This window comes from Symbioplanes lichenis, assembly GCF_030709675.1.
Classification (GTDB): domain Bacteria; phylum Actinomycetota; class Actinomycetes; order Mycobacteriales; family Micromonosporaceae; genus Actinoplanes; species Actinoplanes lichenis.
The window spans coordinates 148,491-162,653 of record NZ_JAUZQD010000008.1; the positions used below are offsets into that span (position 1 = coordinate 148,491).

Here is a 14,163-nt window from a genome sequence, read left to right on the forward strand (position 1 = left end):
GCGTATGCAGGCAGCGCGGTCGGGGGGCCGGACCGCGAGCCAGGGGGACGACCGGCGCAAGCCGGGCCGGGGCAGCAAGTACTTCCCGACGCAGGGCGCCACGGCGCTGAAGCCGGGGGTGCAGCCGCGCGAGACGGCGGCGGCACCGCGGCTGCGGGTCGCGCCGCCGATGCCGATCAACGCGCCGCGGGCGCCGTTCATCGCGCTGGTGGTGGCGGTGGTCGTGGCCGGCGTGCTGGGCATCCTGCTGATCAACACGAAGACGGCCGAGAACTCGTTCAAACTGGACACGCTGCAGAAGCAGCAGGACGCGCTGGACGCCCGGCAGCAGACGCTGGAGAACCAGATCGCGGCCAACGAGATGCCGGGCAGCCTCGACGCGGCCGCCCGCCGGCTGGGCCTGGTCAAGGCGAACTCGCCGGCCTGGATCCGGCTGCCGGACGGCAAGGTGTTCGGCATGCCGAAGCCGGGCAGCGGCGAGCCGGCCGTGACGGCGCAGCAGCCGCCGTCCGGGGCGCCGGCGACGACGGCCGCGGGCGAGTAGCGCGATGACGCCGCGCGACGACGAGCCGCCGCGCCGGGGCCGTGAGCCCCGGCGCGGCGCTTCGTCAGAAGAGGGCCGGGAGAGCGGGCGCGGCTTCGGGGGCATCGGCGAGGCGCGGGCCTACACGCCGCGCGGGCGCACGGTGCGCGAGGGCGACCAGCGCACCCGGTCCCCGCGCGCCGGGCGCACCAACGACCCGTTCCGCCCGGCGCTGCAGGTGCTGGACGGCGGCCGGTCGGCCCGGGACCGGCGGCGCGGCGAGGACACCCCGCCGCCCCGCCAGCGGGACGAAGAGCCACAAGAAAAGGGCAAGGGCGCCCGCGTACGCGCCCAGCAGTCCGACCGTGAGCGCGAACGCCAGCCCCGTCCGGCCCGCGGCGAGACGCGCTCGGGCCGGACCGAAGCGCGTTCCGGCCGTACGGAAGCCCGGCCCGGCCGGGGTGAGGCGACGCGCGCGACCGCAGGGGCCGGACGCACCCGCGCCACCGCCAACCCGCGCCGAAGCGGCGGCCCGGCCCGCAACGTGGCCCGGAACACGCGCCGGCCCGTCCCGGCGGCGCCGCCCGAGCCGCCGAAGCTCGCGAACAGCACGCGCCGGCTGCGGCTGGGCACCGTCCTCGCGCTGACGCTCTTCGCCGCGATCGGCGTACGCCTGGTGGTGTTGCAGGTCGTCGACTCGCCGGCGCAGGCGCAGAGCCTGGAGAAGCAGCGCAGCCAGCGCCTCACCGAGGTCGTCCTGCCCGCCCCGCGCGGCAGCATCCTCGACGAGAACGGCGCCGAGCTCGCGCACAGCGTGGAGGCCCGCTACATCTACGGCGACCCGGAGATGATCGGCGACCCGGGCGCCACCGCCGCGAAGCTGTCGCCGCTGCTGGGCGTGCCGCAGTCCAAGCTGGCGACGCTCATGCAGAAGAAGAAGCGCCCCGGCGGCGGCCCGTCCCGCTTCGAGTACCTGGCCCGGGGCGTCGACGTCGCGACCGCCGATCAGATCCGCAAGCTCGACCTGGACGGCATCGGCTCGGGCCGCGACGAGGTGCGCGTGGTGCCCGGCGCCGACCTGGCCGCCAACCTCATCGGCTTCACCGGCGACAACCACACCGGCCTGGAGGGCCTCGAGGCGCGCTACGACGACCTGCTCAAGGGCACCGACGGCGAGAAGGTCTACGAGGTCGGCAACGGCGACCTGGCCAAGGAGATCCCCGGGGGCTACCGCCGGGAGACCGCCGCCAAGCCCGGCTCGTCGCTGCAGCTGACCATCAACAGCGACCTCCAGTTCCAGGTGCAGCGCTATCTCCAGGAATACATGGAGGAGAAGAAGGCCACCATCGGCGGCGCGGTCGTGATGGACGTGCGGACCGGCGAGGTCAAGGCGCAGGCGAGCTATCCCACCTACAACGCCCAGAAGGCGCTCGACTACGACGCCAAGGACCGGGTCGACACGGTGACGAGCATCGTCTCGGACCCGGGCTCGACGCACAAGGCCTTCACCGTCGGGGCGGCGATGGAGGAGGGCCTGATCACCAAGGACTCGACGGTGACGGTCGCCCCGGCGATCAAGGTGGGCGGCACGTGGTTCCGCGACCACCACACGTTCACGACCGGGTCCAAGGTGCCGGTGAGTCAGCTGCTCGCCTACTCGTCGAACGTGGGCACGATCCAGATCGGCAAGATGCTGGGCAAGGACAAGCTCTACGAGTACCAGCAGAAGTTCGGGCTGGGCCGGCCGGCCAACGAGGGCATGCCGGCCGAGGCGGCCGGGCAGCTGCTCGCGCCGGAGGACTGGAGCGACTCGTCGTGGGGCTCGGTGCCGATCGGGTTCAGCGTCAGCGCCACCCTGATCCAGATGGCCGGCGGCTATGCCGCCATCGCCAACGACGGCGTCTACATCCAGCCGCACCTCATCAAGGCGACCATCTCCGGCAAGGACGGCACCGTGACGCCCGCCGACCCGCCGGAGACCCACCGGGTGCTCAGCGCGTCCACGTCGCAGGACCTGCGCGAGATGATGGAGTCCGTCGTCGACGCCCAGGACGGCACGGGCACCCAGGCGGCCGTGGGCGGCTACCGCATCGCGGGCAAGACCGGCACCGGCAACAAGCCGATCGAGGGTCAGTACACCAACCACAACGCCAGCTCGTTCATCGGCATGGCCCCGGCGGAGAACCCGAGGTACGTCGTCGCGGTCTTCGCCGACGTGCCCGAGGGGACGACCGGCGGCGACGTGGCCGCCCCGGCGTTCAGCAAGATGATGGCCGCGACCCTCACCGCCTACCATGTGCCACCGTCCAGTACCCCTGCGCCGAAGTTCGACTGGATGGAATAGCGCTCCCGTATGGCGTTCGCAACCAGAAGTCTGTGACCGGGTAGGGTCTGACGCCGTGTCCGGCATTCCCCGTCCCCAGACTGTCCGGCCGTCCCGGCTGACCGACCTGGCGCGTCTGGTCGACGCCGCCGTGTCCGGCCCGGACGCCCAGGTCACCGGCGTGACGCACGCCAGTGGCGAGGTCCGTTCCGGCGATCTCTACGCCGCCCTGCCGGGTGCCCGGCGGCACGGCGCGGAGTTCGCCGCCGCGGCGGTCGCGGCCGGTGCCGTGGCCGTCCTGACCGACCCCGGCGGGCGGGAGCTCGCGGCCGCCGCCGGGGTTCCCGTCGTCGTGGTGGACGACCCCCGGGAGTCACTCGGTGTGATCGCCTCGGCGGTCTACGGCAACCCGGCCGAGCGATTGACGATCATCGGGCTCACCGGCACGGCCGGCAAGACCTCGACGGCGTACCTCGTCGAGTCGGGCCTGCGCGCCGCGGGCCTCAAGACCGGCCTGATCGGCACGGTGGAGACCCGCATCGGCGACTCGGTGGTCAAGAGCTCGCGCACCACGCCCGAGGCGACCGACCTGCACGCGATCCTGGCCGCCGCCGTCGAGCAGGGCGTCACCGCCGTGGTCATGGAGGTCTCCAGCCACGCGCTGGTCATGGGCCGGGTCGGCGGCGTGCGGTTCACGGTGGGCGGCTACACCAACTTCGGCCAGGACCACCTCGACTTCCACGCGGACTCGGCCGAGTACTTCGCGGCCAAGGCGCGCCTCTTCGACGGCCGCTGCCGCTTCGAGGTGCTCAACGCCGACGACGCCGCGCTGCGGCCGCTCTTCAAGCCGGCCACGATCAGCTACTCGGCGGCCGGCGACACCGCGGCCACCTGGTCCGCCTCGGACGTCACGGTGGACGGTGCGGGGCAGCGCTTCACCGCGCACGGGCCCGCTGGTCCCGTACCGGCGGGGGTGGCTCTTCCGGGTCTGCACAACGTGGCGAACGCCCTGCTGGCCCTGGCCGGTCTCGTCGCCGCCGGCATCGACCCGCGGGTGGCCGCGGACGGCATCGCGGCGTGCCCGGGCGTGCCCGGCCGGCTGGAGCGCGTCGACGCCCCCGGCGAGGTGCTCGGCGTCGTCGACTACGCGCACAAGCCCGACGCGATCGTGGCCGCCCTGGCCGCCCTGCGCGAGCTGGCGACGGCCCGCGGCGGCAGCCTGGTCTGCGTCATCGGGGCGGGCGGCGACCGCGACCGGGGCAAGCGGCCGCTGATGGGCGCCGCCGCCGCGCGCGGCGCCGACGTGGTCGTGGTGACCGACGACAACCCGCGCACCGAGGACCCGGCGGCCGTGCGCGCCGCGGTCCGGCGGGGGGCGGAGGAGGCCGGCGCGCCGGCGAAGATCATCGAGGTGGCGGGCCGCCGGGCCGCCATCGACGAGGCGGTACGACTGGCCGGCCCCGGCGACGTCGTGGCCGTCCTCGGCAAGGGACACGAGCGGGGCCAGGAGGTGAACGGCGAGGTGCTGCCGTTCGACGACCGCATCGAGCTGGCCGCGGCCCTGACCGCGAGCTTGGGAGGAACGCAGTGATCCGGATGACGCTGGCGGAGATCGCCACGATCACCGGCGGGACGCTGGTCAACGCCGGCCCGGACGCCACGGTGACCGGGCCCGTCGAGTACGACACGCGGCTGCTGGAGCCCGGCGGCCTGTTCGTCGCCTTCGCCGGCGAGCGCGTCGACGGCCACGACTTCGTCGCCGGTGCCGTGGCGGCGGGCGCCGCCGGTTACCTCGGGACGCGCGACGTCGGTCAGCCCGGCGTGGTCGTCGCCGAGCCGCTGGAGGCGCTGGCCACGCTCGCGTCGGCGGTGGTCGGGCGGCTGAGCGAGCTGACCGTGGTCGGGCTCACCGGCTCGTCGGGCAAGACCACGACCAAGGACTACGTCGGGCAGCTGCTGAGCAAGCTGGGACCGACCGTGGCGCCGGCCGGGTCGCTCAACAACGAGCTCGGGTTCCCGTACACCGTGCTGAAGGCCACGACCGAGACGCGCTTCCTGGTGCTGGAGATGGGCGCGCGGGCGGTCGGCCACATTGCCTACCTGACCGGCATCGCGCACCCGCGGATCGGGCTGGTCCTCAACGTCGGCGCGGCGCACATCGGCAAGTTCGGCTCGGTCGAGGGCACCGCCCGGGCCAAGGGCGAGCTGGTCGAGGGGCTGCCGGCCGAGGGGCTGGCGGTGCTCAACGCCGACGATCCGCTGGTCGCCGCGATGGCGTCGCGGACCCAGGCGCGGGTCGTGCTCACGGGCGAGTCCGCCGCCGCGACGGTACGCGCCGAGAACGTGACCGTGGACGAGCGCGGGCGGGCGGCGTACACCCTCGTCACGCCGGACGGCCGCGTGCCGGTGCGGCTGCGGGTGGCCGGGCGGCACCAGGTCGCCAACACCCTCGCGGCGGCCGCCGCGGCCCTCGAGGCCGGCCTCCCGGTCGAGGCCGTGGCCGAGGCGCTGGGCGAGGTGACCATCAAGTCCGAGCGGCGGATGGACGTCTTCGAGCGGCCCGACGGCGTGACGGTGATCGACGACTCGTACAACGCGAACACGTCCTCCACGACCGCGGCGCTGCACGCGCTGGCCGCCATGGGCCGGGAGCGGCGCATGGTCGCGGTGCTGGGTTACATGGCCGAGCTCGGTGACGAAGAGGTCAGCGGGCACGAGGAGGTGGGCCGGCTCGCCGCGGAGCTGGGCGTCGGCCGGCTGGTGGCCGTGGCGGAAGCTGCTCCGGCGGTGCTGGACGGCGCGGCTCGCGTACCGGAATGGAAGGGTGAGGCGATCGCGGCGGCCGACCAGGACGCGGCGATCGAGGCGGTCATGGGTGATCTGCGGCCGGGCGACATCGTGCTCGTCAAGGCGTCGCGGTACCGGACGTGGAAAGTGGCGGACGCGCTGCGCGCCGACGCCGCCGGGGAGGTTGGCCCGTGAGGGCAGTCATCGTCGCGGCCGCGGTCGCGTTCATCATCTCGTTGTTCGGCACGCCGGTCGCCATCCGGGTGTTCACGGCGCTCAAGGCCGGGCAGCCGATCCGGACGCTGGGCCCGCAGACCCACCAGGGCAAGCGGGGCACGCCCACGATGGGTGGCGTGGCGTTCATCATCGCCACGGTGCTCGCCTACGTGGCCGGGCACGTGGCACTGACCACGCTCCCGGAGCAGCAGATCGCCCAGGTGCCGCCGACGATGACGGCGCTGGTGCTGCTCGGCCTGTTCGTCTTCTGCGGGGCGGTCGGCTTCCTCGACGACTTCCTCAAGGTCCGCCTCAAGCACTCCGGCGGCCTCAGCGCGCGCAGCAAGCTGCTCGGCCAGCTCCTGGTCGGCGGGGGGCTCGGCGTCGCGGCCCTGTACGTCCCGAGCACCAACGGCGAGACGGTGGCGAGCACCTCCATCTCGTTCATCCGCGACATCAGCTTCCTCGACGTCGGCAAGGTCGGCTCGGTCATCGTCTTCGTCTTCGTGATCATGTCGATGTCCAACGGCGTGAACCTCACCGACGGCCTCGACGGCCTGGCCACCGGCGCCTCGATCCTGGTGCTGGGGGCCTACGCGCTGATCGGCTTCTGGCAGTACCGGCACTGGTGCGGTGACATCAACTACCAGGGCGCGTACTGCTACGAGGTCCGGGACCCGCTGGAGATCGCCCTGATCGCGGCGGCCGCGGCGGGCGCCTGCGTGGGCTTCCTGTGGTGGAACACCTCGCCGGCGCGGATCTTCATGGGCGACACCGGCGCGCTGGGCCTGGGCGGCCTGATCGGCGGGCTCGCGATGGCGACCCGGACGACGCTGCTGTCGATCATCATCGGCGGCCTGTTCGTCATCATCACGATGTCCGTCGTGATCCAGATCATCTCGTTCAAGACCACGGGCAAGCGCGTCTTCCGGATGTCGCCGCTGCAGCACCACTTCGAGCTCGCCGGCTGGAGCGAGGTCAACATCGTGGTCCGCTTCTGGATCGTCGCCGGCATCTGCGTCGCCATCGGTCTCGGTCTCTTCTACAGCGACTTCCTGGCGACAATGGGATAGATCTCCTCCGACACGCCCGGCTCCTCCCGGGGCCGGGCGTGTCGCGCCACCATGATGGGTGGCATGGGGGAGGACAAGCCTGAGTCCCGGACCACGGTCACCGTGTCGCCGGCCGCGACCGTGCAGCCCGCGCCGGCGGCGGTCCCGCCGAGGACGCTGAGCCAGCAGCTGCTGCCGGCCGTGCACGGGCTGCTCGCGCGGCCCCTGTCGTCCTACTACCTGTTGATCGCGAGCGCCGGGCTGCTGCTGGTCATCGGGCTCACCATGGTCTTCTCGGCGACGAGTGTGAAGGCGTACGCGGAGGACGGCAACGCCTTCACCGCCGTGGGCAATCAGGCGATCTTCGCCGTCCTCGGCTTCCTCGGCTTCTGGGTGTGCCAGCGGCTGCCCGCGAGCACCCTGCGCTTCCTCGGCGTCTACATCCTCGGCGCGGCGGTGGCCTTGCTGCTCCTGCTGGACCTGGTGTGGGCGCTCGGCTCGGTGGGCGTGCTGCCCCGGGACTCCGTGAACGAGACCGTCACCGCCGGCCCCATCACCGCGCACCTGCTCTGGCTCTACATCGGCCCGATCGGCCTGCAGCCCGCCGAGTTCGTCAAGTTCGGCGTGGTGCTCTGGGGCGCCGACGTCATCGCGCGCAAGGGCGCCGCGCTGGGCTACTGGCGCGAGCTGTCCATGCCGCTCTTCCCGGTGGTCGGCGTGCTGTTCGTGCTCGTCGGCTACAACGACCTGGGCACCATGCTGGTGCTGCTGTCGCTGATCGTCGGGTTGCTGTGGGCGGCGGGGGTGCGGACCAAGGTCTTCGCCGCGCTCGGCGTGCTCGGTCTGGCCGGCATCGGCCTGCTGGTCGCCGCGGCGTCGCGGGGCGCGGGCTCCGGCGTCGCGGGCGAGGAGAACTACCGCCTGCTGCGCCTCACCATGTGGCTCAAGATGCCGGAGAACTGCGACCTGGGCTACTGCTACCAGATCCTGCAGGCGCGGTCGGCCATCCACGAGGGCGGCTGGTTCGGCGTCGGGCTGGGCAAGAGCGCGCTCAAGTGGAACTGGCTGCCGGCCGCCGACAACGACTTCATCTACGCCGTCGTCGCCGAGGAGCTGGGCGTGATCGGCTGCATGGTCATCGCGGTGCTGTTCGCCGTGCTGGCCTACACCGGCTTCCGGATCGCCCGGCGCGTCGACGACCCGTGGCGGCGGCTGGCGGCGACGGGGATCACCACCTGGCTGGTGGCCCAGGCGGTCATCAACATGGGCGGCGTGATCGGCCTGCTGCCGCTGACCGGCGTGCCGCTGCCGCTCATCTCCTCGGGCGGCAGCGCGCTCATCGTCACGATGGCGGCACTGGGCGTACTGGCGGCCTGTGCCCGCTCGGAACCCGACGCGGCGCGGGCCCTGCACGCCCGTCCGGCCGCCCGATGGGTACGGCTACTCTGGGCCCCGCTGCCGCCGCTTCCCCCGCCGCGGCGGCCCGGTCCGTCGCGTCCTCCGGTCGCCCGGGCCTCGTCCGTGAGGGGGGCGAGTTCGTCCGTGAAGGGGGACTCGTCGGCGAGGGGGGCGAGTTCGTCCCTGAAGGGACAGAGGAGGCGGTAATGGCACTGCTGCGGTCGGTCGTGCTCGCCGGGGGAGGCACCGGCGGTCACATCTACCCGCTGCTCGCCTTCGCCGACGCGCTCCGCCGCCACTTCCCCGAGGTGCGGATCACCACCCTCGGCAGCCCCAAGGGCATGGAGAACGACCTGATCCCGCCGGCCGGCTACGACCTGCGCGTGATCCCGGCGTTCCAGCTCCCGCGCGCGATCAACCTCGATCTGCTGCGCACCCCCGACCGGATGTACAAGTCGGCCCACGCGGCCGGGCTGATCGTCGACGAGGTGGGGGCCGACGTGGTGGTCGGCTTCGGCGGCTACGTGTCGGTGCCCGCCTATCTCGCGGCGTGGCGCCGGGACCTCCCGATCGTCATCCACGAGGTGAACGTGCCGCCCGGCGTCGCCAACCGGATGGGCATGCGCTTCACGAAGAACGTGGCGGTCGGCTTCCCGGGCCAGCCGGAGGCGGTGGAGTCGCTCAAGGATGCGCGCGTGGTGGGCGTACCGTTGCGGACCGCCCTCACCCGCATGGACCGTGCCGCCCTCCGCCCGCAGGCGTTGCAGCACTTCGGGCTCCGCCCCGACCTGCCGGTGCTCTTCGTCTCCGGCGGCTCCTCGGGCGCGCGGTCGATCAACCTGGCGGTCGCCGCGGCGGCGAAGAAGATCACCCACGCCGGCGTCCAGGTGCTGCACGTGCAGGGCGGCCGCAACGATCCGTTCGAGGTGCCGGGCGACCTGCCGGTACCGTACGTCGTCGTGCCCTACCTGTCGGACATGGAGCTCGGCTACGCCGCCGCCGACCTGATGCTGTGCCGGGGCGGGGCGATCACGGTGGCCGAGACCACCGCGCTGGGCATGCCCGCGGTGTACGTGCCCTACCCGCACAGCAACCAGGAGCAGAAGCGCAACGCGCTGCCGGTCGTCGAGTCCGGTGGTGGCCTGCTCGTCGACGACGGCGAGATGACGCCGGAGTGGGTCGAGCGCACGATCATCCCCCTCGCCCTGGACTCCTCGCAGCTGGCCACGATGGGGGCGGCCGCGGCGGGCCAAGGCCGGCGCGATGGCGACGAGGCGCTGCTCGACTTCGTGTGCGAGGCCGTGGCGGCCTCCCGATGACCCTTCCCGCGATCCTTCCCGTGAGCATGAGAGGTGCCCTGTGAGCACGCCCGACCTTGTTTCATCCGCGGCGGAAAACCGAAAGAAACCAGGTTTGGAGCCGGCCGGCGAGACGACCGCCGAGGACCTCGGAAATGTCCACCTCATCGGCATCGGCGGTGTCGGCATGGGCGGGCTCGCCCGTCTGCTGCTCACCCGCGGCGTCCCCGTCTCGGGCAGCGAGCTGCGCGAGTGGCCGGCGCTGGCCGCGCTGCGGGCGCTGGGCGGCACGGTCCACATGACCCACGAGGCCTCGAACCTCGACGGCGTCGACACCGTCGTCTATTCCACCGCGATTCCGCAGGAGCACGTCGAGCTGGCCGAGGCGCGCCGCCGGGGCCTGCGGATCCTGCATCGCTCCGAGGCGCTCGCCGCCGCGATGACCGGGCGCCGCACGATCGCGGTCGCCGGCACCCACGGCAAGACCACGACCACGTCGATCATGACGGTGATCCTGCAGCACGCCGGCGAGGACCCGTCGTTCGTCATCGGCGGCGAGATCTCCGCGGCCGGCTCCAACGGTCACCACGGCTCGGGCTCCTACTTCGTCGCCGAGGCGGACGAGAGCGACAAGTCGTTCCTGATCTACCGGCCGCACGTGGCGATCATCACCAACATCGAGGGCGATCACCTCAACAACTGGGGCGACCTCGACGGGCTCAAGGCCGGCTTCCTCGAGTTCGCCGAGCTGGCCGATCCCGAGGGCTTCGTCGTGACGTGCATCGACGACCCCGGCGTGCAGGAGATGATCGAGGCGCTGCGCGCCAAGGGCAAGACCGTTTTCACGTACGGGGAGAGCGCCGCGGCCGACCTCCGCATCAGCGACGTGGTCTCGTCCGTGCAGGGCGTGCGCTACCAGGCGACGCTGGACGGCAAGCCGCTCGGCGAGATCACGTTCGCGATGCCGGGGCGGCTCATGGGGCTCAACAGCGCGGCGGCGGTGCTCACCGCGTTGCGCCTCGGCCTGCCGCTCGACAAGATCACGGAGGCGCTCGCGTCCTTCCCGGGCGTACGGCGGCGCTTCGAGCGCAAGGGCACGGTCAACGGCGTCCGGGTCTACGACGAGTACGCCTACCACCCCACCTCCGTGCAGGCGGCCCTGCGCACGCTGCGCGACGTGGCCGGGGACGGACGGCTGCTCGTGGTGTTCCAGCCCTACCGCGTCTATCGCACCCGGGACCTGCAGGCCGAGCTGGCCGAGGGGCTCGCGGTCGCCGACGAGGTGATCGTGATGGAGGTCTTCGGGCCGGGCGAGACGCGGGGGCCGGGCGAGGGCGGCGCGGCGCTGACCGCGGCGATCGACCTGCCCGCGGAGAAGAAGGTTTTCGTGGCGTCCTGGGAGGACGTTCCGGCGGAGGTCGTGCGGCGCAGCCGTCCCGGTGATGTCGTGGTGACGATGGGGGCGCCGCCGATCTCGCTGATGGGGGACGAGCTGCTGGTGGCGCTGGCAGACAGCTGATCTTTCGGGGGGCGGGGTCGTGGCGGAGCCGGGTGGGCGCAACTGGCGTCTCGTGCGGGCGGACACCGATGCCGTGCCGCCGTCGGTGCGGCGCTTCATGGCGCGGGCCCGGCAGCGGCGGTTGCGGGCGGCCATGCCCTGGGCGGTGACGCTCGGCGTCGTACTCGTGGTGGGCGGGCTGGTCTGGACGGTCTACGGCACGTCGGTCCTCGGCGTGCGCGACGTGGAGATCGTCGGCACCGACATCCTCACGCCCGAGCAGGTGGAGCAGGCGGCCCGGGTGCGGATGAGCGAGCCCCTGGCCCGGGTCGACCTGGACGTGGTCCGCGCGCGCGTGGAGACGCTGCCGGCCGTGGACCGGGCGATCGTGTCGCGCGGCTGGCCTTCCACGGTGGAGATCCAGGTCGTCGAGCGGACGCCGGTGGCCGCCGTGCCGATGGGCGAGCAGTTCGCGCTCATCGACGACGAGGGGGTCGCGTACCGGACGGTGGCGAAGAAGCCGAAGGGCCTGCCGCGGGCCGAACTCACCACGCCCGCGCCCGGCGACGTGAACACCAAGGCCGCGCTGACGGTGCTCGGCTCGCTCACCGACGAGCTGCGCGCGCAGCTGGTGTCCGTCTCGGTGCCCGCGCCGGCGCAGGTGAGCCTCGGGTTGCGCGAGGGCCGTACGGTCGTCTGGGGCGACGACACCCAGAGCCCGACGAAGGCGCAGATCGCGACCGTGCTGCTGAAACGGGACGGCGACACGATCGATGTGAGCGCGCCCACGGTCGTGACGATCCGGTGAGTTATTCGGACAGAACGGTCCGAACGGCGCTTTCCGGCACAGGTTACGGCCGAGTCGGATAGTCGCCACGTAAGCGGACGCCGACACGCCGCGCCGGTCCTTGGATCGGGCGACACGTCCGCTTACGTTGCCCCTTGAGGTTCAGTAGTTGACATAGCACTAAGCCTCTAGTAGAGGGTGAGGGTTTCCTCGCCCTCCCTTGTACGGAGTGGACGCCGATGGCGGCTGCCGACGGGGAGCCGCTGGGGCCCTCGACGTCCGAAAACCCTGGAAGGGAAGGCTGAGCCCGATGACACCTCCGCACAATTACCTGGCGGTCATCAAGGTCGTCGGCATCGGTGGCGGCGGCGTGAACGCCGTGAACCGCATGATCGAGGTAGGGCTCAAGGGAGTCGAGTTCATCGCGATCAACACCGATGCGCAGGCGCTGCTGATGTCCGACGCCGACGTCAAGCTCGACGTCGGCCGCGAGCTGACCCGCGGCCTCGGCGCCGGGGCCCAGCCGGAGGTCGGCAAGAACGCCGCCGAGGACCACCGCGACGAGATCGAGGAGGTCCTCAAGGGCGCCGACATGGTCTTCGTGACCTGCGGCGAGGGCGGCGGCACCGGCACCGGCGGCGCGCCCGTGGTCGCCAACATCGCCCGCAAGCTCGGCGCGCTGACCATCGGCGTCGTCACGCGGCCGTTCTCGTTCGAGGGCAAGCGCCGCCAGGTGCAGGCCGAGTCCGGCATCGACGAGCTGCGCAACCAGTGCGACACGCTCATCGTGATCCCGAACGACCGGCTGCTCGCGCTGGGCGACCGCGGCATCAGCATGATGGACGCGTTCCGCCAGGCCGACCAGGTGCTGCTCTCCGGTGTGCAGGGCATCACCGACCTGATCACCACGCCGGGTCTGATCAACCTGGACTTCGCCGACGTGAAGAGCGTCATGAGCGGCGCGGGCAGCGCCCTCATGGGCATCGGCAGCGCCCGCGGCGACAACCGCGCGGTCGAGGCGGCCGAGAAGGCGATCTCCAGCCCGCTGCTCGAGCAGAGCATGGACGGCGCGCGCGGCGTGCTGCTCTCCATCGCCGGCGGCTCGGACCTCGGTCTCTTCGAGATCAACGACGCGGCGCAGCTGGTCACCGACGCGGCCCACCCCGACGCGAACATCATCTTCGGCGCGGTCATCGACGACGCCCTCGGCGACGAGGTGCGGGTCACGGTCATCGCGGCCGGCTTCGACGGGGGCACTCCGTCGTACAAGCCCGCCGAGCCGGCCCGCAAGACGGTCGAGGCGCCCCCGGCGCCGCGGGCGACCCCGCCGAGCGTGCCGCAGGCGCCGGTCAGCCCGGCCGCGGCGCCGCAGCCGGCGGCCACCACCCCGCCGCCGCGGCGGGTGCTCTTCGACGACGTGGACGTGCCGGACTTCCTCAAGAATGGTTCCTGACCTGGAGCGGCACGCTGAGCTGGCTGCTTCTCTCGCCGAGGTGCGGGAGCGCATCGAGCGTGCCGTCGCCGGTGCGGGGCGTGCACCGGGCAGCGTCGCCCTGGTGGCGGTGACCAAGACGTACCCGGCGAGCGACGTCGAGTTGCTCGCCGGGCTCGGCGTCACCGACGTCGGGGAGAACAAGGATCAGGAAGCCGCGGCGAAGGCGGCCGCGGTCTCCGCGGCTGTGCGGTGGCACTTCGTCGGGCAGTTGCAACGTAACAAGGCCAGGTCGGTGGTGACCTACGCCGATGTCGTGGAGTCGGTCGGCTCGGTGCGGCTGGCGACGGCGCTCGGCTCGGCTGCCCTTTCGCGCCGGGATCGGGAGCTGGAGGTGCTGATCCAGGTCAGCATCGACGGGGATCCCAGCCGGGGCGGCGCGGTCGACGGGGGCGCCGACCCCGACCGTGACCTGTGGCGCGTCGCCGAGGCCGCGGCCGGCGGCGAGCGGTTGCGCCTCGGTGGCGTCATGGCGGTGGCTCCCCGGGACTGGGAGCCCTTGCGCGCGTTCGCGAGACTGGCCGATATCGCGGCCCGGCTGCGCGCGGACCATCCGGGGGCGACGGTGGTGTCGGCGGGCATGAGCGGGGACCTCGAGGCCGCCGTCGAGCACGGGGCGACACACGTACGGATCGGTACTTCTTTGCTCGGGATGCGAAACCCGCTGCGGTAGCCTTTGGCGGGCAGCAAACTACATACGTGTTGTTTACGCGCGAAGCGCAGGTCGTCCTCCGGGCCGCCGCGCCGCGCCCGACGACGCAACGTCGTTCGCGGGCGCCGGGGTCGAGA

The 14,163-nt window shown here is 72.5% G+C and carries 11 protein-coding genes; all 11 read left to right on the forward strand.

Annotated features, from left to right (window positions below):
* Positions 1-4: 4 nt before the first annotated feature.
* Entirely contained in the window at positions 5-544 is a 540-nt protein-coding gene (gene ftsL / locus RAN62_RS20615) for a cell division protein FtsL (protein ID WP_438874531.1), read from the forward strand.
* Between the two features lie 4 nt (positions 545-548).
* Positions 549-2,867: a penicillin-binding transpeptidase domain-containing protein gene (locus RAN62_RS20620; protein WP_305786328.1), complete on the forward strand. Its 2,319-nt coding sequence runs from the start codon at positions 549-551 to the stop codon at positions 2,865-2,867.
* A gap of 55 nt (positions 2,868-2,922) precedes the next feature.
* Positions 2,923-4,437 carry a UDP-N-acetylmuramoyl-L-alanyl-D-glutamate--2,6-diaminopimelate ligase gene (locus RAN62_RS20625; RefSeq protein WP_305786329.1) on the forward strand — a complete coding sequence of 505 codons (1,515 nt, stop codon included), beginning with the start codon at positions 2,923-2,925 and terminating at the stop codon, positions 4,435-4,437.
* Complete coding sequence (locus RAN62_RS20630; protein ID WP_305786330.1) at positions 4,434-5,828, forward strand: UDP-N-acetylmuramoyl-tripeptide--D-alanyl-D-alanine ligase; 1,395 nt, start codon at positions 4,434-4,436, stop codon at positions 5,826-5,828. The genes RAN62_RS20625 and RAN62_RS20630 overlap by 4 nt, the downstream gene beginning before the upstream one ends.
* Positions 5,825-6,922, forward strand: coding sequence for a phospho-N-acetylmuramoyl-pentapeptide-transferase (gene mraY, locus RAN62_RS20635; RefSeq protein ID WP_305786331.1), 1,098 nt, complete (start codon positions 5,825-5,827; stop codon positions 6,920-6,922). Before RAN62_RS20630 ends, mraY begins: the two co-directional genes overlap by 4 nt.
* A gap of 63 nt (positions 6,923-6,985) precedes the next feature.
* Complete coding sequence (locus RAN62_RS20640) at positions 6,986-8,506, forward strand: FtsW/RodA/SpoVE family cell cycle protein (RefSeq protein ID WP_438874525.1); 1,521 nt, start codon at positions 6,986-6,988, stop codon at positions 8,504-8,506.
* Positions 8,506-9,618 carry a UDP-N-acetylglucosamine--N-acetylmuramyl-(pentapeptide) pyrophosphoryl-undecaprenol N-acetylglucosamine transferase gene (locus RAN62_RS20645; protein ID WP_305786332.1) on the forward strand — a complete coding sequence of 371 codons (1,113 nt, stop codon included), beginning with the start codon at positions 8,506-8,508 and terminating at the stop codon, positions 9,616-9,618. Before RAN62_RS20640 ends, RAN62_RS20645 begins: the two co-directional genes overlap by 1 nt.
* A 94-nt stretch (positions 9,619-9,712) precedes the next feature.
* Positions 9,713-11,116, forward strand: a complete 1,404-nt coding sequence (gene murC / locus RAN62_RS20650) for a UDP-N-acetylmuramate--L-alanine ligase (protein ID WP_305786333.1) — start codon at positions 9,713-9,715, stop codon at positions 11,114-11,116.
* Between the two features lie 19 nt (positions 11,117-11,135).
* Positions 11,136-11,903, forward strand: a complete 768-nt coding sequence (locus RAN62_RS20655; RefSeq protein WP_305786334.1) for a cell division protein FtsQ/DivIB — start codon at positions 11,136-11,138, stop codon at positions 11,901-11,903.
* Between the two features lie 289 nt (positions 11,904-12,192).
* Positions 12,193-13,335 (forward strand): cell division protein FtsZ, encoded by a 1,143-nt coding sequence (ftsZ, locus tag RAN62_RS20660; RefSeq protein ID WP_305786335.1) that lies wholly within the window; start codon positions 12,193-12,195, stop codon positions 13,333-13,335.
* Positions 13,325-14,047 (forward strand): YggS family pyridoxal phosphate-dependent enzyme, encoded by a 723-nt coding sequence (locus RAN62_RS20665; RefSeq protein WP_305786336.1) that lies wholly within the window; start codon positions 13,325-13,327, stop codon positions 14,045-14,047. Before ftsZ ends, RAN62_RS20665 begins: the two co-directional genes overlap by 11 nt.
* Positions 14,048-14,163 lie beyond the last annotated feature (116 nt).

Excerpts from the sequence above, each read along its gene's own strand:
- RAN62_RS20620 (WP_305786328.1), top strand. The coding sequence starts at position 549 with ATGACGCCGCGCGACGACGAGCCGCCGCGCCGGGGCCGTGAGCCCCGG.
- ftsZ (WP_305786335.1), top strand. The coding sequence starts at position 12,193 with ATGACACCTCCGCACAATTACCTGGCGGTCATCAAGGTCGTCGGCATC.
- RAN62_RS20640 (WP_438874525.1), top strand. The coding sequence starts at position 6,986 with ATGGGGGAGGACAAGCCTGAGTCCCGGACCACGGTCACCGTGTCGCCG.
- ftsL (WP_438874531.1), top strand. The coding sequence starts at position 5 with ATGCAGGCAGCGCGGTCGGGGGGCCGGACCGCGAGCCAGGGGGACGAC.
- RAN62_RS20665 (WP_305786336.1), top strand. The coding sequence starts at position 13,325 with ATGGTTCCTGACCTGGAGCGGCACGCTGAGCTGGCTGCTTCTCTCGCC.
- RAN62_RS20645 (WP_305786332.1), top strand. The coding sequence starts at position 8,506 with ATGGCACTGCTGCGGTCGGTCGTGCTCGCCGGGGGAGGCACCGGCGGT.